Source organism: Ectothiorhodospira shaposhnikovii (assembly GCF_047222355.1).
In the GTDB taxonomy this organism is placed as follows: domain Bacteria; phylum Pseudomonadota; class Gammaproteobacteria; order Ectothiorhodospirales; family Ectothiorhodospiraceae; genus Ectothiorhodospira.
In genome coordinates this window covers 147,812-170,388 of the sequence record NZ_CP178333.1, presented here as the reverse complement: position 1 = coordinate 170,388, position 22,577 = coordinate 147,812, and the positions used below count along the sequence as shown (strand labels likewise).

Below are 22,577 nucleotides of genomic sequence, written 5' to 3'. Positions count from 1 at the left end.
TAGTTTAAAAACATAGAGATAAGGCGGAGGGGTGGACATGCACCGGTCCGATCGTGTTTCTTTAAAGGCGCCAACCAATCAAAGAAGCGCGCGAGAAGCCGATGCATGCCACGCAGGTGATTGAGACAAATTTGGGTGCCCTGTGTCAACCAGTCCACCGTAGCCGGATGAAGTCGCTGATGACGGCGGTGGAGGCGGCGGTGAAAGGACAATGCACTTCAGTGACGGGGCTGGGGCGCGCCTCTGCCCGCCCGGTCACGGAAAAAGCGAGCATCAAGCAGATGGATCGCTTGGTGGGCAACGCCCGGATGCAAGCGGATGCACCTCACGTGTACCGCGCAATGACCTACTGGCTGGTGGGACAGGTAGGCCGACCAGTCATCCTGGTGGACTGGTCTCCGATCGCTGATGACGAGGGTTATCATGTGCTCAGGGCCAGTGTGCCGGTGGGAGGCCAGGGCAGGACGGTGTACCAGCGTTGTCACCCGCAGAAGCTCTACGCCAACCCAGAGGTTCAGGCCGAGTTCCTGTCGAAGTTGCAAGAGATTCTACCGCCCGGTTCGGTACCGATCGTGGTGACCGATGCAGGCTTTAAAAAGCCCTGGTTTCGCGCCGTTTCGGCGCTGGGCTGGGACTGGGTGGGACGCATTCGCGGCAATACCAAGCTGACCCGTCCGGGTGAGACGGTCTGGCTTGACTGCCAACAACTGGGCTTGCTCCTGGAGCAGGACACGCCGTGTTACCTGGGCAGTTTCATCATGACCCGGCGCGAGTCGCTACCCTGTCAGGTGTACGGGTTGCGCAAGCCACCCAAGGGGCGCGTCCACAAGACGCGTGGTGGACAGCGGGCACAGGACAGCAAGAGCCGTGAGCATGCGGTTGGGGCACGGGAACCCTGGTTGCTGGTGACCTCACTGACCGGCGGCCAGGATAGCCTGGCACTGGTATTGAGACTGTACACGCAGCGCATGCAAATTGAAGAGGATTTTCGGGCGACAAAAAGTCGGCATTACGGCCTGGGTGTGGAGCGATCCCGCTCCCGTTCGGCGGCCCGGTTTGAGGTGCTGCTGCTGATCGCTGCCTTGGCCAGTTTTGTCGCCTGGCTGATGGGTATGGCGGCAGAACTGCAGGGTTTACACCGCCAGTATCAGTCCAATAGTTGCAGTAAACGACGCTGGCTCTCCCATTTCTTCCTGGGCTTGAAAGTGCTGGCCAGAAAGCCGCTGGAACTCTCGGCAGGCATGCTGGACCGGATCAAGCAGGTGATACGGCCCAGTTTGGCGGCGGGGACTGCTCCATGATTTGTGGGGATACCTCAGGATTTGGTGGCTATGGCATCGCGCCTGGGAGCGGGCATCCGGCTGGAAGATTTGAGCGGTATCCGCCGCTCAACGAAACAGCGCAAGAAAACCAAATCGGACGCCGGTCAGAACCGGGACTATTGGCCGTTCTTCCAGTTGGAAACCTTCGTGGCCTACAAGGCGGTTCAGGCCGGTGTAGCCATCGACAAGATTCGTCCCCACTACACCAGCAAGACCTGCCACCACTGTGGCGCGATCAATGATCGTAAAAAACATGCCTACGTCTGCACCCGTTGTGGACACAAGGCGCACGCCGATGCCAACGCGGCCATGAATGTACGCGACTGGCATGGGCTGTGCTGCCCGCTGAATCTTGAGGATTTGGCGGGCGGGCTGCATGAGCCAGCCCTGAACCCGGTACGCGAAGTCACCGCGAAAGCGGTGACGTAGCAAGAACGGGAATCCCCCGGCTTTAGCCGTGGGGAGGCTCAATACATCGAGAGCAGGTTGCTGTCGCAGTGGGTGTTCCTGCTGGTGGCCGGGCTCACGCTGAAGTCGCTGGTTCAGGCCAACCCCGGGGCACAGGCCCATGCGGGGTCGATGGTGTTTCTGCTGTTGGCGGGGGTGGTGGGCCTGGCTGCCGCTATTGCCTATGGCTTTGCCATCTATCGGATCGGTCGGCATGGCACGCTGCCGCGGGTCGGTGTGAATCTGGCGCTGATGATCGGGGGGGTGGTGATGGTGTATAACTGGCGCCAGGGTGGCGGCCCCTTTTAAATCGTGGCCACTGAATGGATTCCCGCTTTCGCGGGAATGACGCGTGAACCCGTGATGCTCCAGGGCGAATGACGAGCGATGACACAGGATCAATGGCTCATTCTGACCATCCTGACCGCAACGGTCGCCATGTTCCTGTGGGGACGCTGGCGCCACGACATGGTGGCGGCCGGTGCCCTGCTGGCCTGCGTGGTGGTGGGCCTGGTGCCCGCGCGCGAGGCCTTCGCCGGGTTCGGCCACCCGGCGGTGGTCACGGTCGCCTGTGTGCTGGTGCTCAGTCGCGGCCTGCAGACTTCGGGGGCCGTCGACGTGCTGGCGCGCACCGTGTTGCCGGCCCAGTCCGGACGCATGCTCAGTCTCATGGCGCTGATGGGCCTGGGGGCCTTCCTGTCGGGGTTCATGAATAATGTGGGGGCCATGGCCTTGCTCATGCCGGTGGCGATCCACCTGTCCCAGCGGCTCGAACTCACCCCCGGACAGGTGCTCATGCCGCTGGCCTTCGGCACCATTCTCGGCGGCATGACCACGCTGATCGGCACCCCGCCCAATCTCATCGTCTCCGGTTTTCGCGCCGAAACCGGGCCGGGCAGTTTTGCCATGTTCGACTTCACACCGATCGGGCTGGCCGTCGCACTGGCGGGTGTGCTGTTCGTCGCCCTGATCGGCTGGCGACTGGTGCCGGCACGCAAACAGTCAGGCATCGAGGGCTTCGAATCCGGCGCCTATATCACCGAGGTGCGCGTCCTGGAAGACAGCAAGGCCGCGGGCATGCGGCTACGGGAGATCGAGAATGCGCTGGCCGATATCGACGCCCAGATCATCGGCTTGGTACAGAGGGAAGTGCGCATCATCGCCGCCAATTCAGGGCGCAAGGTGCATGCCGGCGACATCCTGATGATCGAGGCCGAGGCCGACGCGCTGACCGATGTGCTGTCCATCCTCGGCCTGAAGCTGGAAGAGGAGGTCAAGCCCGAGAAGGACGAGATCCCCGAAGCGGATGCAAAGGCCGATGCCGCCGCGGCCAAGGACAAAAAAGGCAAGGATGCGGACACGGCCGGGAAACGGGAAGACGGCGACGGCGATGACACCGAGGCCGCCGAAACCCCGCTGAAATCCGGTGACATCGTGCTGATGGAACTGGCGGTACTGCCCAACTCGCCCTTGTCCGGACGCTCGGCCAGCGACATCCTCCTGCGCACGCGCTACGGAGTGAACCTGCTGGCCTTGTCCCGGGAGGGCAAGCGTTCGATGAAGCGGCTGCGTTCAATGGCGATCCAGTCGGGCGACCTGCTGCTGATGCAGGGTCCGCCCGAGTCCATCTCGGAATTTGCCTCCGACAATGCCTGCGTGCCCCTGGCCCAGCGGGAGCTGCGCATCCCCAACAAGCGCAAGATCTGGGAGGCCAGCCTGATCATGCTGTTCGCGGTCGGCGGTGCCGCCTTCGGGCTGCTGCCGGCGGCAGTGTCCTTTGCCATCGGGGTGCTGGCTTCCATGGCCCTGCGCACCGTACCGCCGCGAGCGGTGTACGATGCCATCGACTGGCCGGTGATCGTGTTGCTGGGTGCCCTGATCCCGGTGGCGGGGGCGATGGAGGCCACCGGCACGGCGGACCTGATTGCCCGCCTTCTGATCGAGAACGTGGCGCAGGGTCATGCCGTTGTCGGGCTGGCGCTGATCCTGGTGGTCACCATGTTCCTGTCCGACCTGATGAACAATGCCGCCACCGCCGCCGTGATGTGTCCCATTGCCATCGGCACCGCCGCCGCGCTGGGCGTGAGCCCCGACGCCTTCCTGATGGCGGTGGCCATCGGTGCCTCCTGCGCCTTCCTCACCCCGATCGGCCATCAGAACAACACTCTGATCCTCGGTCCGGGCGGTTTTCGCTTCAGCGACTACTGGAAGCTGGGCCTGCCCCTGGAGATCATCGTGGTGGCGGTCTCGATACCCCTGCTGCTGGTGGTGTGGCCGCTGTGAGGGATCGCCCTACACCAGCCGCATAGCCTGGCGGAACAGTCCCTTCAACGGGGGTTCCAGAAAGGATCTGGCCTCGCCGGGCGCAATCTTCCTGTCGCGGCAGAAACAGGCCAGGGCATAGGCGATCTCCGGGCGCCCCAGCGAGGCGGACCGGTCGATGGCCGGGCCGGCGCATTTGCCACAGCCACCCACCCGGCTGATGAAGGCGGTGTTGGCCAGGAAGATCCCGAATCCCATCCAGACCGCGACCAGCTCTGCCACGTGGGCCTCGTTGCCCTCCTGGGCCGGTGCCGGTCGGGAGCGCGTGTACATCCACCATCCGGCCAGATCCCGGGCCAACTGGGCCACCAGGGCCTGACGGTTCGTCCACAGCAACGGGTCGTACTCAAGCACCAGCGGCTCCGCCTCGCTGGGTATCGCCGGAAACCGTGTACCGTCACCGGCCGGCACCAGCCGCATCGGCACCGCTTCAAGCCCGGCATGGCGGCGAATGGCGGCAAAGGTGGCCACGGCGGCCTCGTGGGGTGACTGTACCTGGGCCGGGAAATGTTCGCGGATGGGCATGACCAGGTGGGCCTGGTCCAGGGGACGCAGGTCATCCTGCTGCGCCATGGCCCACGCGTGAACGTCCCGGATCCAGGCACGGGTGGTGTCGTCGACGACGGGGGCGCGGCGAAACAGGTTCAGCCAGGCGGGAACGGCGGGATTCAGGATTGAACTCATGGGAGGAACCGGGTGCGGGCATGATCTTCAGATCGTACACTGACTGCTGTGTCTGCGGCGCCATTTGGCCCACTGGTTGTAGGCAAAGTCACCGCAATGGAAAAGCCCCGGCAGACTCAACAGGGCGGCGGTCCTGCCCATGCCCGCCGCGCGCCAGTAACCCAGGGTGGCGGCAAAGCCCACCCGCATCCGTTCACCGTCGAAATAATGGATGCGGGTCAGCAGGGCTTCCAGTGAATAGCCCTCGGGCGGCCGGAAATCGGCGGCACTGATGTCGATCAGCCGGACCCGTGGCTCCAGACGGGGACGCAGTTTGTTGATTTCCTTCCGGCACAACCCGCAGGAGGCGTCATAGTAAAGGCAAGGTTGCGATTCGGTCGACACGGTCACCTCCGGGATTCATTCATTTGCGGAAATCGTGTAGAACCATTCTAACCCTCATGCATCCTGATGGCGATGTACCCTTAATATGAAGAAGACAACAGGGCCGCACCAAACCCCTCGGGAAAGAGGCGCGTATCTGCGATGAAATCCGGGTTCTTTCGCGTTGACTCTCATGCATCTTGATGGTTGACGGAACGGGAGCTTGATTATGATGGCAGCAAGGGTTGGCTATCACCTGGGCGTCACGTCCCAGGGCCGGGAGGTGGACCAGGACGCCCTGCCCCTGCGCGGGCACCTGCCCGACTGGCTGGAGGGGGTGCTGCTGCGCAACGGTCCAGGCCTGTTCGAGACCGGCGACTACCACTGCCGTCACTGGTTCGACGGGCTGGCCATGCTGCAGTCCTTCACCCTGCGAGGCGGGCGCGTGGGGTTCCGCAACCGGCATCTGGTCACTCGCACCCTGGAACAGGCCCGGCACAACGGACGTATCCAGGGTTCAGGATTCGCCACCGACACCCATCGTTCCCTGCTCAAACGCCTGCGAGGGCTGGCGCATCCCGTCCTCACGGACAATACCAATGTGAACATTGCCCTCATGGCCGGTCAGGCCGTATGCCTGACCGAAACCCCCGTCCCGACGGCCTTCGATCCGGACACTCTGGAGACACGGGGCCCCCTGCCCTTTACCGACACCACCGAGCTGCACCTGAGCACGGCCCACCCCATGGCAGACAGCCACAGCGGGGATCTCTACGGCTTCGGGATACGGTTCGCCCTCAACAGCGAATACCTGCTGTTCCGTATCCCCGCCGGCACGCGTCGGCGCCGGATCATCGCCCGGTTACCGGTGAAGACCCCCGCCTACATGCACAGCTTCGCCCTCACCCGTCACCATCTGGTCTTGAGCGAATTTCCGCTGGTGGTCACGCCCCTGGACATGCTGGTCACGGGCCGGCCGTTCATCGAAAACTTCCGCTGGCTACCGGAGCTTGGCACCCGCTTCCAGGTCTTCGACCGGCAGCGCGGCACCCACCTGGCCACCTGCGTGGGTGAGCCCTGCTTTGCCTTTCACCACATCAACGCCTTCGAGGATCAGGCCGGTCGGCTGCAGGTGGATCTGGCCGCCTATCCGGATGCCGACGTCATCCGCCGCCTGTACCTGGAACCCCTGCGCCGAGGCTGGACGGAGCCGGCCTGCGGCGAGGCCTGGCGCTTCACGCTGGATGTCCGCCGGGGCACCGCGACCCGCACCGTGCTCGGTGAACGCGGTCTGGAGTTGCCCCGCATCCATGCCGCCCGATGCAGTGGACGGGACTATCGTTACGTCTACGGAACCGGCAACCATGTCCCCGGGGCGCTGATGGATGAACTGGTGAGGCTGGATGTCGGACGCGGCACGCACCTGACCTGGAGCGAGGCCGACAGCTACCCCGGCGAACCGGTGTTCGTGCCCAGGCCCGGCGCCACCGAGGAGGACGATGGCGTGCTGCTGAGCGTGATCCTGGACGCCGCCGCCGGCACCAGTCACCTGCTGATCCTGGATGCCCGCACCCTGGAGGAACGGGCGCGGGCCACCCTGCCCATCCCCCTGCCCTTCGGCTTTCACGGAGAGTTCCTGCCCGATCACGCCGGGTAGGTGGCTGGTTTTGCAAACCATCAATGACAGCGCCGTCAAATCGGGTAGAATCAGCGCGAACGGGAACGCTTATCAATTGCCACCCGGATGGCACCGACACAATCCGCCAAGCCAGCCATCCGCCTCCTTTGGCAAAGCCAGCCAGGCCATCCACTACCCGAACCCCGACCCCGGTTCCAGGCCTGGAGAATCCTGCATGCAAGACAGCACGCCCCGCCACGGCAAGCGTACCGCCGACACCCAGGCGGATCACTTCCGTCAAGCCTCCCGTCGGCTGCCCCTGATCGGTGCCTCTGTCACCCTCTCGCTGCTGGCCGGCGGCGGGGCGCAGGCCCAGGATACCGGCGAGATCGTGACCCTGGAGACCGTCACGGTCACCGCCGGCACCCGCACCGAACGCAGCCTGGAACGGAGTCCCGGCACCGTGGAGGTGATCACCCGGGAAGACATCCAGCGCAGCGGTTCGGTCCTGCTGGCCGACATCCTGCGCAATCATTCCGCCCTGTTCGTCAGCGCCGACGGCCTGAGCCTTTCCATCCGCGGCGCGGCGCGGGAGGACACGGTGTTCCTGATCAACGGCCGCCGTGTACTGGGGGAACCCAGCCGTCGCTACGAGCTCAACCGCCTCACCGCCGGCCAGATCGAGCGCATCGAGATCGTCAAGGGGCCGGGCAGCGTGTTGTACGGTTCCGATGCCATGGGGGGCGTGATCAACATCATCACCCATCAGCCGGGCGAGGGCTTCGGCGGCAGCGTGGACGTGCAGGCGGGTGTCCGGGACGGGGGCGGCGCGGAACGCTACACCGCCGCCGCGAATCTGTACGGGGGCGATGCGCTGACCCAATTCAGCCTTTTTGCCAACGCCACGACCCGCAATGCCTACGAGGTGGGAACCACCGCCGATGCACGGGTCACCGGCAACCGGGTGCCCCCCTCCACCCACGGCAATGCCAATTCCCCGCTGCGCAACATCCAGGACCAATACCGGTTCGATGAACAGCGTCTGGACGAGGCGGACGTCTACAACCTAGGCGTCATCCTCAACCGCCGCCTGACGGACACCCTGGAGGCGGAACTGGAACTGGGCCGGATGGAGGAAAACCGTACCCGGGACTACGTGAACACAGGGCGAACCAATACCAACTACACCAACAACGCCAACGGTCAGATCTTCCCCGCCTTCAACGTGCCCACCCGCTGGACCGACGACAACCAGCGCACCGATCTGGCCGCCGCCCTGAACTGGCAGCCGGACGGGCATTTCAACGTCAATTACCGGATTCACCACAGCCGCTACGAAAAATCCCGCTCGGTGACCGCCCTGCCCTGGGAAGACCTGGGGTTTGCGGGCCGGGGGGACTCCAACACGGCAGAACGCAATACCACCACCAAGGTCCTGACCAACGAACTGCTGGGGACCTGGCGCCCGGACGACCGGCACACCCTGCTGGCCGGCGCCGAATATCGGGACATGGATGGACGCTGGGACGGCGGCCTGTTCGCCCAGCACGAATGGCAGGCCACCGAACGCCTGGATCTGGTCTATGGCCTTCGCTACGACGAGGCCTCCGTGGGCGAGGACAACACCTCCGCCAAGGTGGGCGGCGTACTGGCCCTGACCGGTGATACCCGGCTGCGCTTCAACTATGCCCAGGGCTTCAAGGTGGCCGAATCCCGCAGTTATGACGTCATACAGGTCAACCCCAACGGCACCCTGATGCTGGGCGCCCATGTGGAGAACGCGGACGTGGGCAAGACCCGCCACGACCTGAAACCCGAGCGCAGCGAAACCTTCGAGATCGGCCTGCTGGGTCGCCTGGGTCCGGGGCGTTATACCCTCACGGCGTTCCACACCGATTTCCGGGACCGGGTGGAGCGGGTGACGGAACAGCCCGCCGATGTGCAATACATCACCTTCCGCAACGTGGGCGAGGCGCGGATCAAGGGTATTGAAGCCAGCCTGAGCATGCCCCTGGGCCAGCAGCTGGATCTGGCCCTGTCGGCCACCTGGCTGGATGCGGAAAACCGGGATACGGGCCTGACCCTGAGCGGCACCCCGGAAAACGTGGCCGTCGCCGGACTGAACTGGACCCCGAACAATGCCCAGATGTGGCAACTGCGGGTACGCCACGTGGGTGAACGCTATCTGGATGCCGCCAACACCGACAAGGACGAGGCCTACACCGTGGCCGACCTGAACGCCAGCTTCCATCCCGCCAGCTGGCGCAAGCTGGAGCTTTACGGCGGTATCGACAACCTGTTTGACCGACACAACGACACCAGCCTGTTCTCCGATCCGGGCCGCTATTACCGGATCGGCCTGCGGTATTTCCTCTGAGGACACACACAACATGCCGGATACACGCCATCCCCGCATCCCGCGCCCTCGCCTGAAGGGCGCGACGGCCACCGTCTTCCTGGCGCTGCTGCTCCAGACCGGGACGGCCTGGTCGGACACCCGCCAGGAAATCATCCTGCCGCCGGCGGATCGGGATCATCTGCTGGAACACATGCGGGAGTTTCTGCAGGCCTCCAACGGCGTGCTGCGGGGCGTGCTGGACGAGGACATGGACAAGGTGGTGGAGATGGCCCGCCTGACCCTGCCCATGAGGATAAGGGACCCGGAGGCCCACGATGTGGAACTCACCCGGGACCATACGGGCCGAACCCGGCCCGAGAGGATGCAGGCGGTGATGCCGCCCCACTGGGGGAGCATGATGCGCCAGATGCGCCAGGAGTTCATGCAGATCGCGGAGGATGCCCGTCAGGGCGCGGACGGCACCCGCATCCTGCAGCGCCTGCACGGCGCCCAGGAAGTCTGTATCGCCTGCCACGAAGCCTTCCGGCTGACACCGTCGGAAGGCTGAACAGGCAAGGGACGCGGCATGGGATTGACGTCAGGGGGCTGTTACCGAAGACGCCACCCCCTACTCCACCGTGACTGACTTGGCCAGGTTACGGGGCTGGTCCACGTCGGTGCCCTTGAGCACGGCGGTGTGATAGGCCAGCAGTTGCAGGGGGATGGTGTGGATGATGGGGGAAAGCCAGTCGTCCACCGGCGGCACCGCCAGGCTCTGGATGGCGCCGTCGTGACCCAGGGCTTCCACGTCGTCGGTGAAGACCAGCAGATGCCCACCCCTGGCCCGGACTTCTTCCAGGTTGGACTTGAGCTTTTCCAGCAGGGGGTTGTTGGGGGCGACCACCACCACGGGCATGTCCGCGTCCACCAGGGCCAGGGGGCCATGCTTGAGTTCGCCGGCGGGATAGGCCTCGGCGTGGATGTAGGAGATTTCCTTGAGCTTGAGGGCCCCTTCCAGGGCAATGGGGTAGTGGCAGCCCCGCCCCAGGAACAGGGCGTGCTGCTTTTCCACCAGACTCATGGCCAGGCGTTCGATGGGCGCGTCCAGATGAAGCACCTTTTCCATCACCGCCGGCAGGGCGCGGAGCTGTTCCACGAAATGCCGGATGCGAGCGGCATCCAGGCCGTGATGACGGCCCAGGGCCAGGACCAGCAGGAACAAGGCCACCAGCTGGGTGGTGAAGGCCTTGGTGGAGGCCACGCCGATCTCCGGCCCGGCATGGGTCATGAGGACCATGTCGGACTCTCGCACCAGGGAGCTTTCCGGCACGTTGCAGATGGCCAGAGAGCCCAGGTAGTCATCTTCCCGTGCCTGCCGCAGGGCGGCCAGGGAGTCGGCGGTCTCGCCGGACTGGGAGATGGTCAGCAACAGGCAGTCGGGCAGTACGGCATGGCGGCGATAGCGGAATTCACTGGCCACTTCCACCCGGCAGGGCAGACCCAGCAGACCCTCGATCCAGTAGGCGGCCACCATGCCCGCGTGGTAGCTGGTGCCGCAGGCCAGGATCTGGACCGACTTCACCCGCTTGAGCAGGGCCTCGGAGTCAGGGCCCAGGATGCCTTCCAGCACCCCGTCACCGGACAGGCGACCCTCCAGGGTTTCGGCCACGGCCCGGGGCTGTTCGTGGATCTCCTTGAGCATGAAGTGCCGATAGCGGCCCCGGTCGGCGGCCCCGGCGGTAAGGCTGCTTTCGGTGACCGGACGTTCCACGGGACGCAGTTCGGCATCAAAAAGTCGCACCTGATCCCGGCGCAGCTCCGCCAGATCACCGTTTTCCAGATAGATGAAACGCTGGGTCACCGGCAGCATGGCCTGGATGTCTGAGGCGATGAAGTGCTCGCCGATGCCCACGCCGATGATGAGCGGACTGCCCTGGCGCACGGCGATGAGGCGGTCGGGCTGGTCGCGGGCGATCACGCCCAGGGCGTAGGCGCCGGTGAAGTGGGTCACCGCCCGTTGCACCGATTCCAGCAGATCCAGCCCCTGGAGGCAGTAGTCCATGATCTGGTGGGCGATCACTTCGGTGTCGGTGTCCGAGGTGAAGGTGTAGCCCTTGGCCTTGAGTTCGCCGCGGATCTCGGCGTAGTTCTCGATGATGCCGTTGTGGACCACGGCAATGTGGTCACGGCTCATGTGAGGGTGGGCGTTGTATTCGGTGGGGCTGCCGTGGGTGGCCCAGCGGGTGTGGGCGATGCCCAGGGTGCCGCGCAGGCCGTCACCGGCCAGGCGCTGGGCGAGGGCTTCCACCTTGCCTACGGCCCGTTCCCGCTGCAGGCCGACATCCGGGTTCAGGACCACCAGACCGGCGGAATCGTAGCCGCGGTACTCCAGGCGGCGCAGGCCTTCGATCAGGATGGGTTCTACGTCACGCTGGGCGATGGCGCCGATGATTCCGCACATGGTGGGTCTATCCCTCTGCTGGTCTTCGGGTCCCTCTCCGAGCCGGAGGGGTCGGAGCGAGGGGTGGTTTGACGGGGTGGCCGAATTTTTGTGTACGGCTACCATCCACTCGGGGAAGAAGGGCGTTTTCTACTCAGCGCTTCTTCACCGGCCGCTGCCAATCCGGGCGGGTTTCCTGGGGGGCACGGGTCAGGGTGAGCTGGCCCGGCGGGGCCGGCTGGTTGATGGTGGAGCCGGCGCCGATGGTGGCACCCTCACCGATGGTGACCGGGGCCACCAGGGCGGTGTTGGAACCGATGAAGGCGTGGTCGCCGATCACCGTCTGGTGCTTGTTCACCCCGTCGTAGTTGCAGGTGATGGTGCCGGCACCGATGTTGACCTGGCGGCCCACCCGGGTATCTCCCACGTAGCTCAGGTGGTTGATCTTGCTGCCCTGCCCCACCCGGCTCTTCTTGATCTCAACAAAATTGCCCACATGCACCCCGTCGTCCAGTTCGGTGCCGGGCCGCAGACGGGCGAAGGGACCGATGGTGCAACCGGGGCCGATGCGGGCGTCCTCGATCACGCTGTGGGCGCGGATCACCGCACCAGGACCCACGTGGGCATTGGTCAACACGCAGTGAGGACCAATATGCGCCCCCTCGCCCAGCACCACATGACCTTCCAGAATCACGTTGACGTCCAGGGTGACATCCCGGGCGGCGGTGACGGTGCCGCGGATGTCCAGCCGGGCGGGATCCATGACGGTGACGCCGGCGCGCATCAGGGCCTCGGCCTGGCGCCGCTGATACAGGCGTTCCATGGCCGCCAGTTGCACCCGGTCGTTGATGCCCATGAACTCATCGGCATCCGTGGCCGGGATCACGGTCACCGGAGCGCCTTCGGCCACCGCCAGACCGATGCAGTCGGTGAGATACAGCTCACCCTGGGCGTTGTCCGGCGAGAGCTGGTCCAGCCATCCCGTCAGGGCGGCGCGACGGGCCGCCATGAAACCGGTGTTGACCTCGTTCACGGCCTGCTCGCCGGTGTCGGCATCCTTCTGCTCGACGATGCGCAGGGGCCTGCCCCGGTCATCGCGGATGATGCGACCATAGCCGGTGGGATCCGGCAGGATCATGGACTGCACCGCCAGGGCGTGGTCGTCCAGGCCGTCCAGCAAGGCCTGCAGACTGGCGGCACCCACCAGGGGGACATCGCCGTAGAGGATCAGCACCCGGTCATCGGGACCGGCCACCGGCAGGGCCTGGGCCACGGCGTGGCCGGTACCCCGCTGCTCCCGCTGTTCCACCCAGGTGACGGGGGCGTCGGCCAGTCGCTCACGGACCTGATCGCCGCCATGGCCATAGACCACCGCAAGCCGCTCGGGCCTGAGTGAGAGCGCGGTTTCGATCACGTGGGAAAGGAGTGGGCGTCCGCCCAGGGGATGCAGCACCTTGGGCAGTGCCGATCGCATGCGTGTCCCTTGCCCGGCGGCAAGGATGATGATGGTGGTTTCCATAGTCACCCGCAGGTCCTGCCTTGGGTTGTGCGCGGAAACGGAAACACGGCCATGCCGACGGCATGACCGTGTGTTCCCGGGTACTGCTTACTGGTTGGTGCTCTTGCGCAGCTTCTGGATCATGCGCAGGCGCGCCGCGGCCTCGATCAGTTCCGACTGTGCCTTGGCATAGTCGAAGTCGGCCTTGCGGTTGGCCAGGGCATCTTCCGCCCGCTGCTTGGCTTCCAGGGCCTCGGCCTCGTCCAGGTCCTTGGCACGGATGGCCGTGTCCGCCAGCACAGTCACCACATGGGGCTGCACTTCCAGCAGACCACCGGAGATGAAGATGTGATGCTCTTCTCCGGACTCGGACACCTTCACCCGGATCTCGCCGGGCTTGAGCAATGCCACGAACTGGGAGTGACGAGGCAGGATGCCCACCTCGCCCTGTTCTGCCGGCGCCACCAGCATGTGAGCCGTACCGGAGTAGATGGACTCCTCCGCGCTCACAATGTCGACGTGAAACGTCATAGCCATGGGTGCCCCCGATTACTTGTTGAGCTTCTCCGCCTTCTCGACGGCCTCTTCGATGCTGCCCACCATGTAGAAGGCCTGCTCGGGGAGATGATCGTACTCACCGTTGACGATGGCCTGGAAGCCGTGAATGGTGTCCTTGAGGGACACGTATTTGCCCGGTGCGCCGGTGAACACTTCCGCGACGAAGAAGGGCTGGGACAGGAAGCGCTGAATCTTGCGAGCGCGAGCCACCACCAGCTTGTCTTCTTCGGACAGTTCGTCCATGCCCAGGATGGCGATGATGTCCTTGAGCTCCTTGTAGCGCTGCAGGGTGTTCTGCACGGCACGGGCGGTGTCGTAGTGCTCCTGGCCGATGACCAGCGGGTCCAGCTGACGGCTGGTGGAGTCCAGCGGATCCACGGCCGGGTAGATGCCCAGCTCGGCGATCTGACGGGACAGCACCACGGTGGCGTCCAGGTGAGCAAAGGTGGTGGCCGGAGAGGGGTCGGTCAAGTCGTCCGCAGGCACGTACACGGCCTGGATGGAGGTGATGGAACCCTTCTTGGTGGAGGTGATGCGCTCCTGCAGCACACCCATTTCCTCGGCCAGCGTCGGCTGGTAACCCACGGCGGAAGGCATGCGGCCCAGCAGTGCGGACACCTCGGTACCGGCCAGGGTGTAACGGTAGATGTTGTCGATGAACATCAGCACGTCACGGCCTTCGTCACGGAAGAATTCGGCCATGGTCAGACCGGTCAGGGCCACGCGCAGACGGTTGCCCGGCGGCTCGTTCATCTGGCCGTACACCAGGGCCACCTTGTCGAGCACGTTGGAGTCTTTCATTTCGTGGTAGAAGTCGTTCCCTTCACGGGTACGCTCACCCACGCCGGCGAACACGGAGTAGCCGGAGTGCTCGATGGCGATGTTGCGGATCAGCTCCATCATGTTCACGGTCTTGCCCACGCCGGCGCCGCCGAACAGGCCCACCTTGCCGCCCTTGGCGAAGGGGCACAGCAGGTCGATCACCTTGATGCCGGTTTCCAGCAGCTCGGTGGAGCCTGCCTGCTCTTCGTAGCTGGGGGCTGCGCGGTGGATGGACCAGTGCTCATCGGCCTTGACGTCACCGGCGTTGTCCACCGGCTGGCCCAGCACGTCCATGATGCGGCCCAGGGTGGCCTTGCCCACGGGCACGGAGATGGGCTTGCCGCTGTTGGTCACCTTGATGCCGCGGCGCAGGCCGTCGGAAGAACCCATGGCGATGGTACGCACGATACCGTCACCCAGCTGCTGCTGCACTTCCAGGGTCAGGCCGACCTCCTCCACCATGAGGGCATCGTAGACCTTGGGCACGGCGTCACGGGGGAACTCAACGTCCACCACCGCGCCGATAATTTCAACGATGTTTCCAGCACTCATGTTGATAATCCTCTAGTCTCTCAAATCTTGAACCGGGGTCGGCCTCAGACCGCTGCGGCGCCGCCGACGATCTCGGAGATCTCTTGGGTGATGGCTGCCTGGCGGGCCTTGTTGTAGACCAGCTGCAGCTCATGGATGAGATCCCCTGCGTTGTCGGTGGCGGACTTCATGGCCACCATGCGGGCAGCCATCTCACAGGCAACGTTCTCGACCACCGCCTGGTAGATCACCGACTCGATGTACCGGGTCAGCAGCGTATCCAGCACCGGCACGGTGTCCGGTTCGTAGATGTAATCCCAGTGATGCTTGAGCTCCTGCTCGCCGGTCGGCACGATGGGCAGCAGGGTGGTGGCCTTGGGCTGCTGGCTCATGGTGTTGACGAACTCGTTTTCCATCAGGATCAGCCGATCGATACGACCTTCGTCGTAGTGATTCAGCATGACCTTGACGGTGCCGATGAGGTCATTCAACCGAGGCCGATCGCCCAGGTTGCCCACATTGGCCACGACTTCGCCGCCAAGGCGCCGGAAGAATCCGAGCGCCTTGTTGCCGATCAGGCACAACTCGATCTCCGCGCCCTTGTTGCGCCATTCGGTCATGGTCTGCACGGTCTTCTTGAACAGGTTGATGTTCAAGCCGCCGCACAGGCCGCGATCGGTGGAGACGACGATGATGCCCACCCGCTTGACCTCGCGTTCCTCCAGGTAGGGGTGCCGGTATTCGGCATGGGCCATCGCCACGTGCCCCATCACCTGACGGATCTTGTCGGCATAGGGGCGGGTCGCCAGCATGCGGTCCTGCGCCTTGCGCATCTTGCTGGCGGCCACCATCTCCATGGCCTTGGTGATCTTCTGAGTATTCTTGATACTCTTGATCTGGCCGCGGATCTCTTTTGCGCCTGCCATAAGTCAGCTCCCGGTTACCAGCTGTGGTTTGCCTTGAAGTCTTCCAGGGCAGCCTTCATGCCGGCCTGGATCTCATCGCTGTAGTCGCCCTTCTCGTTGATCTTGGCGAGCAGTTCCGCCTGGCTGGAGCGCAGGTAGTCGTGCAGGGCGTGTTCGAAGTCCACGACCTTCTTCACTTCCACATCGTCCAGGTAGCCTTGTTCGGCGGCATACAGGGAGAACGCCATCTCGGCAATGGAGAGCGGGGCATACTGCTTCTGCTTCATGAGTTCCATGACGCGCTGGCCACGCTCCAGCTGTCTGCGGGTGGCCTCGTCCAGGTCGGAGGCGAACTGCGAGAACGCAGCCAGCTCGCGATACTGGGCCAGGGCCAGACGCACACCACCACCCAGCTTCTTGATGATCTTGGTCTGGGCCGCACCACCCACACGGGACACGGACAGACCGGCGTTGATGGCCGGACGGATACCCGAGTTGAAGAGGTCGGTTTCCAGGAAGATCTGGCCGTCGGTGATGGAGATCACGTTGGTGGGCACGAAGGCCGACACGTCACCCGCCTGGGTTTCGATGATGGGCAGGGCGGTCAGGGAGCCGGTCTTGCCCTTCACTTCGCCATTGGTGAAGGCTTCCACGTACTCGGCGTTGACACGGGAGGCACGCTCCAGCAGACGGGAGTGCAGGTAGAAGACGTCACCCGGATAGGCTTCACGGCCCGGCGGACGGCGCAGCAGCAGGGAGACCTGACGGTAGGCCCAGGCCTGCTTGGTGAGGTCGTCGTAAATGATCAGGGCGTCTTCACCGCGGTCACGGAAGTACTCGCCCATGGCGCAACCGGCGTAGGGGGCGATGTACTGCATGGCGGCGGAGTCGGAGGCGGTGGCGGCGACGATGATGGTGTGATCCATCGCGCCATGCTCTTCCAGCTTGCGCACCACGTTGGCAATGGAGGAGGCCTTCTGGCCCACTGCCACGTAGATACACTTGATGCCGGTACCCTTCTGGTTGATGATCGCGTCGACGGCCACGGCGGTCTTGCCGGTCTGGCGGTCGCCGATGATCAGCTCACGCTGACCGCGGCCGATCGGCACCATCGCGTCGATGGCCTTCAGACCGGTCTGCACCGGCTGGTCCACGGACTTGCGGTCGATCACGCCCGGGGCGATCTTTTCGATGGGGGAGCTGTGCTTGGTCTCGATGGCGCCCTTGCCGTCGATGGCCAGGCCCAGGGAGTTCACCACGCGACCCAGCAGGGCCTCGCCCACCGGGACTTCCAGGATGCGACCGGTGCAGCGGGCGGTGTCGCCTTCCTTGATGTGCTTGTAGTCACCCAGCACCACGGCGCCCACGGAGTCGCGCTCCAGGTTCAGGGCCATGCCGAAGGTGTTGCCGGGGAACTCGATCATTTCACCCTGCATGACATCGGCCAGACCGTGCAGGCGGACGATACCATCGGACAGGCTGACCACGGTGCCCTCGGTGCGTGCTTCCGCCGCGGACTCGTAGCTCTTGATGCGCTGGCTGATCAGTTCACTGATTTCAGACGGGTTGAGTTGCATATTTCGAATCCTCTTAGCGGCTCAGATTGGAGGCCAGGCGCGCCAGGCGCCCACGGACTGAGCCATCGATGACCAGATCTCCCGCGCGGATGATGGCGCCGCCGATGAGGCTGTCGTCCACTTCGCAGACCAGCTCCACTTCCCTGCCGAGCCGCTTCTTCAGGGCTGCGGCGATGGACTTCTGCTGTTCCGCATCCACCGCCTGGGCGGAGATCACGGTGGCTTCCACCTTGTTCTCGGCGTCGGCACGCATCACCTCGAACAGGGCGGTGATCTCCGGCAGCAGCGCAAGCCGGCCATTCTCCGCCAGCAGACGGATGAAGTTGCGTCCGCCGTCATCCACCTTGCCCTCGCACACTTCGATGAAGGCCTTGGCGATCGTCTCGCGGGTGAGTTTGGGGCTGTCGAGTAAGGCACGCATGTTCGGATCGTGCGCAACTGCCGACATGAAGGCCAGCTGGTCAGACCAGCCGGCCAGATTGCTGGCATCACGAGCGACTTCGAACACCGCCTTGGCGTAAGGCCTTGCGGCCGTCGTGTTTTCAGACATGGCGGCTCACCTAGATCTGGCTCACCAGGTCTTTGATCACCTGATTGTGGGCCTTGGCGTCGATTTCCTTCTTCAGGATGCGTTCAGCACCGGAGATGGCCAGGGTACCCACCTGCTTGCGCAGTTCTTCGCGCGCACGGATGACTTCCTGCTCGATCTCGGACTGGGCAGCCGCCTTGATGCGATCGCCTTCCTGACGCGCGGTGTCCTTGGAGGACTCCACGATCTCGTTGGCCCGCTTCTGGGCCATGGCGACGATGTCTGCGGCCTGCTGCTTGGCCTCCTGAAGAACCTTTTTGGCTCTTTCCTCGGCAAGCTGCTGCTCATGCTTGCCACGCTCGGCAGCGGCGAGGCCATCGGCAATCTGCTTCTGACGCTCCTGCATCGCCTTGATGATGGGGGGCCACACATACTTCATGGTGACCCACACCAGCATGGCGAAGGTGATCATCTGGCCGAGCAGCGTGAGATTGATATTCACGTTGCTACCTCCCCTTGAGACGGTTTAACGGATGGCATGCGCGGAAAAAGATCCGTGCCTTAACCGGTCACCGCACCCAGGAAGGGGTTTGCAAAGGTGAAGAACAGGGCCAGACCCACACCGATCATGGTCACGGCGTCGAGCAGACCGGCCACGATGAACATCTTGACCTGCAGCATCGGCACCATTTCCGGCTGACGGGCTGCGCCTTCCAGGAAACGACCACCCAGCAGACCGAAGCCGATGGCGGTACCCAGAGCACCCATACCCAGGATCAGGCCAACAGCGATGGCGGTCATACCCTGAACGTTAGCGACAGCAAGTGCGAGTTCCATAACTTCCTCCAAATGTGAAAGGTCAAAACAATGCAAGAACAACTTGGTTTGAATGAACCCCGGCCGGTGATGCACCGGCCGGGAAGACGTCATTCATCAGTGGTCTTCGTGGGCCATGCTCAGATAGACGATGGTCAGCACCATGAAGATGAAGGCCTGCAGGGTGATGATCAGCAGTTTGAACAGGGACCAGGACAGCCCCAGGGTCCACTGGATGTACCAGGGCAACAGGGCGATCAGGCTGAAGATCAGGCCGCCGGCGTACATGTTCCCGAACAGTCGCAGGGACAGGGAGACGGGCTTGGCAACCTCTTCGACCACCTTGAGGACCAGGTTGAAGGGCAGCAGCCACTTGCCGAAGGGATGGAACATCATCTCCTTGGCGAAGCCGACACCGCCCTTGATCTTGATGCTGTAGAAAATGATCAGGAAGAACACCGCGATGGACATGCCGAAAGTGGCGTTGATGTCCGACGTGGGGTTGATGCGCAGGTATTCAATGCCGATGGCATGCGCAATGTAGGGGAACAGGTCGTAGGGCAGCAGCTTGACGATGCTCATGAGGAATATCCACACGAACAGGGTCAGCGCCAACGGGGCGATCAGGTCGGAACGACCGTGGAAGGTGTCCTTCACCTGCTGGTCCACGAAGCCGACGATGATTTCGACAAAGTTCTGCAGGCCGCCGGGGACGCCGGTGGTGACGCTCTTGGCCACCTGCATGAAGAGGTAGAGGAACACCCCGCCTGCAAGCAGGGAGAAAAGCATGGTATCCACATGGATCGACCAGAACGACTCGGGATTACCCAGCGTCAGGTGACCCAGATGGTGCTTGATGTAATCCCCAGCAGATTCGTATTCCATTGACATGGTGTTCGCTCGCTTTTACTCGTTTGCACCGGACAGCATCGGCAGCAGCGCCAGCCAGAAAGCCATGAAACCGGCCATGTAAGTCAGGAACATGGGCAGGAAATCCACTTTCAGCCACACGATTGCAACCACAAACAGGATGACGGTCAGGAGGATCTTCTGCGCCTCGCCGACATAAAAACTTCTCACGATGACCTTTGCCGGCTTCCCTCTCCGGCCGGAAAAGACGCGCAGGGCAAAATAAGCCGTCGAGATAACACTGATCATGCCCCCCGTCAACGCAGACCAGGCGGCCTGTGGTCCGGCCAGCCCGAAGGCGATCAGCCATCCGGCAATCGCCACGGTCATCTGCAACCCGAGGACCCATGCGGCAGTCCGATTAATCATGACCGCCCCGGGCGAACGGCTTGTCTGACTCGTTAATGATAATGAGGTTCACCCATTCTTCCCGGCGCCGGACAGGCGCCCACGGTCGACGGCAGCCGCGGATTATAAGAGGCCATGGTCGGGGGGTCAACGCATCAGTGACTGTTAATGCTCCCATGTGGCGGCGTATGTCAGCGGATGTGTCCCAGAATCCCGTCCAGCTCGTCCAGGCTGTTGTACTGGATCACCAGGCGCCCCTTGCCCTTGGTGTTGTACTGAATGTTCACCCGCGCCCCCAGCCGGTCGGACAATTCGCTCTCCAGCCTCGCCACATCCGGGTTGCGTGGCGGCGGTGGCGCGGCCTCCTGTTTTGCGTTCTTCAGCAACGCCTGCACCAGCCGCTCCGTCTCCCGTACCGACAAGCCCTTTTCCACCACCTGACGAGCCGCCGTCACCTGCTCGCCCTCGACCAGGGCCAGTAGCGCACGAGCATGCCCCATCTCCAGGCGCCCCTCGTCCAGCAGGGCCTTCACCGGCCCCTCCAGCTCCAGCAGGCGCAGCAGGTTGGTGACGCCGGCCCGGGAACGCCCCACCGCCTCGGCGGCCTGCTGGTGGGTCATGCCGAATTCGTGAATCAGCCGCTGCAGGGCATTGGCCTCCTCCAGGGGATTGAGATCCTCCCGCTGGATGTTTTCGATCAGGGCCATGGCCGCCGCCGCCTGATCCGGCACCTCCCGCACCACCGCAGGGATCTCCCGCAGACCGGCCATCTGCGCCGCCCGCCAGCGGCGCTCACCCGCCACCAGCTCATAGCCGCCGGCCACCGGGCGCACCACCACCGGCTGCACCACGCCCTGGGCGCGGATGGACTCGGCCAACGCCTCCAGGGCCTCGGGACGCATGCTCACCCGGGGCTGATAGCGCCCGCGGCTGACCTGCTCCACCGGGATCTGGCGCAGACCGGCACCGCCCGCTTCGTGGGCCTCCGGCTCGGACCGGGCGCCGGTAGCACCGGCGCTGGACAGCAGGACGTCCAGACCACGCCCCAGCCCTGTCTTTCTCTTTGCCATGACTTACTGCTCTCCAGAAACGGACACTGCCTCGGCCGCCCCTTCGGGCGCGGCTCCGCGACCTTCGCGGCGCAGGATCTCTCCCGCCAGCGCCAGGTAGGCCAGGGCGCCACGGGAGGACTTGTCATACAAAATCACCGGCAGACCGTGACTGGGCGCCTCGGCCAGGCGGATGTTGCGGGGAATGACGGTGCGATAGACCTTGTCACCGAAGTGACGGGTGAGCTGCTCGGACACCTCGGTGGTCAGGTTGTTGCGCGGATCGAACATGGTGCGCAGCAGACCGTGGATGTGCAGCTCGTGGTTGACCGACTCGCGAATGCTGTCGATGGTCTGCACCAGGGCCGACAAACCCTCCAGGGCGTAATACTCGCACTGCATGGGGATAATCACCCCATGGGCCGCCACCAGGGCATTCACCGTGAGCATGTTCAGGGAGGGGGGGCAGTCGATGAAGATGAAATCGTACTGATCCCGGATCGTTGCCAGCGCTTCCTGCAGCCGATATTCCCGGCGCAGGGCCGTCATCAGGCTCACCTCCGCCACCGTCAGATCCCCGTTGGCGGGCATCAGGCTGTAGCCCACCGGCTCCAGACGCATGATGGCCTGTTCGGCGCTGACGCGCTTCATCAGCACGTCGCAGGCACTGTGGGCGAGATCGTGCTTGTCGGCGCCGCTGCCCATGGTGGCATTGCCCTGGGGGTCCAGGTCGATCAGGAGTACGCGGCGCCGGGTGGCGGCCAGGGAAGCGGCCAGATTGATGCTGGTGGTGGTCTTGCCCACCCCCCCCTTCTGGTTGGCCACGGCGATGATTCTGCCCATGTGTGCTAGTCCTTGGTGATCTCGACGAGATGCCGCACGGCCTCAAGGCCCGGCACCCGGAGCGAATGGGTGGCCACCACCCGCCAGCCATCGGGCAACGCCTCGGAATCATCATCCGCGTCCCGGCCCTTCATGGCCAGCAACCGGCCCGTGGGAGCGCACAGATGCCCGGCCAGACGGGTGAAGGTGGTGGTGGCGGCGAAGGCACGGCTGATGACTGTATCAAAGCCCCCGTCGGGGCGATAGTTTTCCACCCGGTCCTGCACCACGACGACATTGGCAATCCCCAGCTCCATCACTGCCTGGCGCAGGAAGCGGGCCTTCTTGCCGCCGGAGTCCAGCAACACCAGCTGCCAGTCGGGACAGGCCAGGGCCAGGGGAATCCCCGGCAGGCCGGGGCCGGTGCCGATATCGGCGATGCGCGGCCCCCGCACCCAGGGCAGGACCGCCAGACTGTCCAGCAGATGCAGTCGGACCATGTCCTCGAAATCCCGCACCGCGGTGAGGTTGTAGGCCCGGTTCCAGCGCTCCATCAGGCGCAGATAGCGCGCCAGGGGATCGGCCAGGGTCGGGGACAGGGACAGCTCGCTCAGGCCGCGACGAAGCAACTCGTCCGCGGCGGGCGTCAGGGCATGGGACATGGCGTCGGATATCCGGG

At 64.2% G+C, this 22,577-nt stretch carries 23 protein-coding genes; 7 read left to right on the top strand and 16 right to left on the bottom strand.

What is annotated here, in order from left to right; genetic code table 11:
- The first annotated feature begins 101 nt into the window (after nucleotides 1-101).
- From ACLF6L_RS00735 to ACLF6L_RS00720, 4 genes are all read left to right on the top strand, one after another.
- A complete protein-coding gene (locus ACLF6L_RS00735) occupies nucleotides 102-1,301 on the top strand; it encodes an IS4 family transposase (protein ID WP_412852131.1) in 1,200 nt (399 codons plus the stop codon).
- Nucleotides 1,302-1,331: 30 nt separating this feature from the next.
- Nucleotides 1,332-1,751, top strand: a complete 420-nt coding sequence (locus tag ACLF6L_RS00730; protein WP_412852130.1) for a zinc ribbon domain-containing protein — start codon at nucleotides 1,332-1,334, stop codon at nucleotides 1,749-1,751.
- Nucleotides 1,752-1,808: 57 nt separating this feature from the next.
- The gene (locus ACLF6L_RS00725) at nucleotides 1,809-2,078 is read left to right on the top strand and encodes a hypothetical protein (RefSeq protein ID WP_412852129.1); all 270 of its coding nucleotides are present in this window, start codon (nucleotides 1,809-1,811) and stop codon (nucleotides 2,076-2,078) included.
- Between the two features lie 78 nt (nucleotides 2,079-2,156).
- Nucleotides 2,157-4,052 carry an SLC13 family permease gene (locus ACLF6L_RS00720; RefSeq protein ID WP_238617237.1) on the top strand — a complete coding sequence of 632 codons (1,896 nt, stop codon included), beginning with the start codon at nucleotides 2,157-2,159 and terminating at the stop codon, nucleotides 4,050-4,052.
- Nucleotides 4,053-4,061: 9 nt separating this feature from the next.
- Here ACLF6L_RS00720 and ACLF6L_RS00715 read toward each other — a convergent pair whose 3' ends face one another.
- A complete protein-coding gene (locus tag ACLF6L_RS00715) occupies nucleotides 4,062-4,775 on the bottom strand; it encodes a hypothetical protein (RefSeq protein ID WP_200171746.1) in 714 nt (237 codons plus the stop codon).
- A gap of 27 nt (nucleotides 4,776-4,802) precedes the next feature.
- Nucleotides 4,803-5,159, bottom strand: coding sequence for a DUF393 domain-containing protein (locus ACLF6L_RS00710; RefSeq protein ID WP_338031736.1), 357 nt, complete (start codon nucleotides 5,157-5,159; stop codon nucleotides 4,803-4,805).
- A gap of 208 nt (nucleotides 5,160-5,367) precedes the next feature.
- Here ACLF6L_RS00710 and ACLF6L_RS00705 point away from each other — a divergent pair, with 208 nt between their 5' ends.
- The 3 genes from ACLF6L_RS00705 (at nucleotide 5,368) to ACLF6L_RS00695 (ending at nucleotide 9,662) form a co-directional block, all read left to right on the top strand.
- Nucleotides 5,368-6,795, top strand: coding sequence for a carotenoid oxygenase family protein (locus ACLF6L_RS00705; protein ID WP_412852128.1), 1,428 nt, complete (start codon nucleotides 5,368-5,370; stop codon nucleotides 6,793-6,795).
- A gap of 196 nt (nucleotides 6,796-6,991) precedes the next feature.
- A complete protein-coding gene (locus ACLF6L_RS00700) occupies nucleotides 6,992-9,133 on the top strand; it encodes a TonB-dependent receptor plug domain-containing protein (protein WP_412852127.1) in 2,142 nt (713 codons plus the stop codon).
- Between the two features lie 13 nt (nucleotides 9,134-9,146).
- Nucleotides 9,147-9,662, top strand: coding sequence for a hypothetical protein (locus tag ACLF6L_RS00695; protein ID WP_200171739.1), 516 nt, complete (start codon nucleotides 9,147-9,149; stop codon nucleotides 9,660-9,662).
- Nucleotides 9,663-9,722: 60 nt separating this feature from the next.
- Here the strand turns inward: ACLF6L_RS00695 and glmS are convergent, their stop codons facing one another.
- From glmS to rsmG, 14 genes are all read right to left on the bottom strand, one after another.
- On the bottom strand, nucleotides 9,723-11,555 hold the full coding sequence (gene glmS, locus ACLF6L_RS00690) for a glutamine--fructose-6-phosphate transaminase (isomerizing) (RefSeq protein WP_238617231.1): 1,833 nt from the start codon (nucleotides 11,553-11,555) through the stop codon (nucleotides 9,723-9,725).
- 133 nt (nucleotides 11,556-11,688) lie between these two features.
- On the bottom strand, nucleotides 11,689-13,053 hold the full coding sequence (gene glmU / locus ACLF6L_RS00685) for a bifunctional UDP-N-acetylglucosamine diphosphorylase/glucosamine-1-phosphate N-acetyltransferase GlmU (protein ID WP_412852800.1): 1,365 nt from the start codon (nucleotides 13,051-13,053) through the stop codon (nucleotides 11,689-11,691).
- Nucleotides 13,054-13,140: 87 nt separating this feature from the next.
- Nucleotides 13,141-13,569: a F0F1 ATP synthase subunit epsilon gene (locus ACLF6L_RS00680; RefSeq protein ID WP_040405602.1), complete on the bottom strand. Its 429-nt coding sequence runs from the start codon at nucleotides 13,567-13,569 to the stop codon at nucleotides 13,141-13,143.
- 12 nt (nucleotides 13,570-13,581) lie between these two features.
- The gene (atpD, locus tag ACLF6L_RS00675; RefSeq protein ID WP_200171727.1) at nucleotides 13,582-14,964 is read right to left on the bottom strand and encodes a F0F1 ATP synthase subunit beta; all 1,383 of its coding nucleotides are present in this window, start codon (nucleotides 14,962-14,964) and stop codon (nucleotides 13,582-13,584) included.
- A 44-nt stretch (nucleotides 14,965-15,008) separates the two neighbouring features.
- Nucleotides 15,009-15,869: a F0F1 ATP synthase subunit gamma gene (gene atpG / locus ACLF6L_RS00670; RefSeq protein WP_008932348.1), complete on the bottom strand. Its 861-nt coding sequence runs from the start codon at nucleotides 15,867-15,869 to the stop codon at nucleotides 15,009-15,011.
- A 14-nt stretch (nucleotides 15,870-15,883) separates the two neighbouring features.
- Nucleotides 15,884-17,425: a F0F1 ATP synthase subunit alpha gene (atpA, locus tag ACLF6L_RS00665; protein ID WP_238617230.1), complete on the bottom strand. Its 1,542-nt coding sequence runs from the start codon at nucleotides 17,423-17,425 to the stop codon at nucleotides 15,884-15,886.
- Nucleotides 17,426-17,438: 13 nt separating this feature from the next.
- On the bottom strand, nucleotides 17,439-17,975 hold the full coding sequence (locus ACLF6L_RS00660; protein ID WP_238617229.1) for a F0F1 ATP synthase subunit delta: 537 nt from the start codon (nucleotides 17,973-17,975) through the stop codon (nucleotides 17,439-17,441).
- A gap of 10 nt (nucleotides 17,976-17,985) precedes the next feature.
- Complete coding sequence (locus ACLF6L_RS00655) at nucleotides 17,986-18,456, bottom strand: F0F1 ATP synthase subunit B (RefSeq protein ID WP_238617228.1); 471 nt, start codon at nucleotides 18,454-18,456, stop codon at nucleotides 17,986-17,988.
- A 59-nt stretch (nucleotides 18,457-18,515) separates the two neighbouring features.
- Nucleotides 18,516-18,791: a F0F1 ATP synthase subunit C gene (gene atpE / locus ACLF6L_RS00650; protein ID WP_008932344.1), complete on the bottom strand. Its 276-nt coding sequence runs from the start codon at nucleotides 18,789-18,791 to the stop codon at nucleotides 18,516-18,518.
- Between the two features lie 96 nt (nucleotides 18,792-18,887).
- A complete protein-coding gene (atpB, locus tag ACLF6L_RS00645) occupies nucleotides 18,888-19,661 on the bottom strand; it encodes a F0F1 ATP synthase subunit A (RefSeq protein ID WP_238617227.1) in 774 nt (257 codons plus the stop codon).
- A gap of 15 nt (nucleotides 19,662-19,676) precedes the next feature.
- Entirely contained in the window at nucleotides 19,677-20,009 is a 333-nt protein-coding gene (locus ACLF6L_RS00640; RefSeq protein ID WP_238617226.1) for an ATP synthase subunit I, read from the bottom strand.
- A gap of 209 nt (nucleotides 20,010-20,218) precedes the next feature.
- Nucleotides 20,219-21,097: a ParB/RepB/Spo0J family partition protein gene (locus ACLF6L_RS00635; RefSeq protein ID WP_238617225.1), complete on the bottom strand. Its 879-nt coding sequence runs from the start codon at nucleotides 21,095-21,097 to the stop codon at nucleotides 20,219-20,221.
- Nucleotides 21,098-21,100: 3 nt separating this feature from the next.
- Nucleotides 21,101-21,919 (bottom strand): ParA family protein, encoded by an 819-nt coding sequence (locus ACLF6L_RS00630; RefSeq protein WP_412852126.1) that lies wholly within the window; start codon nucleotides 21,917-21,919, stop codon nucleotides 21,101-21,103.
- Between the two features lie 5 nt (nucleotides 21,920-21,924).
- Entirely contained in the window at nucleotides 21,925-22,560 is a 636-nt protein-coding gene (gene rsmG, locus ACLF6L_RS00625) for a 16S rRNA (guanine(527)-N(7))-methyltransferase RsmG (protein ID WP_412852125.1), read from the bottom strand.
- Between the last annotated feature and the right edge of the window lie 17 nt (nucleotides 22,561-22,577).

Coding starts and splice junctions, on each gene's coding strand:
- ACLF6L_RS00735 (WP_412852131.1), top strand. CDS start 102: ATGCATGCCACGCAGGTGATTGAGACAAATTTGGGTGCCCTGTGTCAA.
- ACLF6L_RS00730 (WP_412852130.1), top strand. CDS start 1,332: ATGGCATCGCGCCTGGGAGCGGGCATCCGGCTGGAAGATTTGAGCGGT.
- ACLF6L_RS00720 (WP_238617237.1), top strand. CDS start 2,157: ATGACACAGGATCAATGGCTCATTCTGACCATCCTGACCGCAACGGTC.
- ACLF6L_RS00715 (WP_200171746.1), bottom strand. CDS start 4,775: ATGAGTTCAATCCTGAATCCCGCCGTTCCCGCCTGGCTGAACCTGTTT.
- ACLF6L_RS00705 (WP_412852128.1), top strand. CDS start 5,368: ATGATGGCAGCAAGGGTTGGCTATCACCTGGGCGTCACGTCCCAGGGC.
- ACLF6L_RS00700 (WP_412852127.1), top strand. CDS start 6,992: ATGCAAGACAGCACGCCCCGCCACGGCAAGCGTACCGCCGACACCCAG.
- ACLF6L_RS00695 (WP_200171739.1), top strand. CDS start 9,147: ATGCCGGATACACGCCATCCCCGCATCCCGCGCCCTCGCCTGAAGGGC.
- glmS (WP_238617231.1), bottom strand. CDS start 11,555: ATGTGCGGAATCATCGGCGCCATCGCCCAGCGTGACGTAGAACCCATC.
- glmU (WP_412852800.1), bottom strand. CDS start 13,053: ATGGAAACCACCATCATCATCCTTGCCGCCGGGCAAGGGACACGCATG.
- ACLF6L_RS00680 (WP_040405602.1), bottom strand. CDS start 13,569: ATGGCTATGACGTTTCACGTCGACATTGTGAGCGCGGAGGAGTCCATC.
- atpD (WP_200171727.1), bottom strand. CDS start 14,964: ATGAGTGCTGGAAACATCGTTGAAATTATCGGCGCGGTGGTGGACGTT.
- atpG (WP_008932348.1), bottom strand. CDS start 15,869: ATGGCAGGCGCAAAAGAGATCCGCGGCCAGATCAAGAGTATCAAGAAT.
- atpA (WP_238617230.1), bottom strand. CDS start 17,425: ATGCAACTCAACCCGTCTGAAATCAGTGAACTGATCAGCCAGCGCATC.
- ACLF6L_RS00660 (WP_238617229.1), bottom strand. CDS start 17,975: ATGTCTGAAAACACGACGGCCGCAAGGCCTTACGCCAAGGCGGTGTTC.
- atpE (WP_008932344.1), bottom strand. CDS start 18,791: ATGGAACTCGCACTTGCTGTCGCTAACGTTCAGGGTATGACCGCCATC.
- atpB (WP_238617227.1), bottom strand. CDS start 19,661: ATGTCAATGGAATACGAATCTGCTGGGGATTACATCAAGCACCATCTG.
- ACLF6L_RS00640 (WP_238617226.1), bottom strand. CDS start 20,009: ATGACCGTGGCGATTGCCGGATGGCTGATCGCCTTCGGGCTGGCCGGA.
- ACLF6L_RS00635 (WP_238617225.1), bottom strand. CDS start 21,097: ATGGCAAAGAGAAAGACAGGGCTGGGGCGTGGTCTGGACGTCCTGCTG.
- ACLF6L_RS00630 (WP_412852126.1), bottom strand. CDS start 21,919: ATGGGCAGAATCATCGCCGTGGCCAACCAGAAGGGGGGGGTGGGCAAG.
- rsmG (WP_412852125.1), bottom strand. CDS start 22,560: ATGTCCCATGCCCTGACGCCCGCCGCGGACGAGTTGCTTCGTCGCGGC.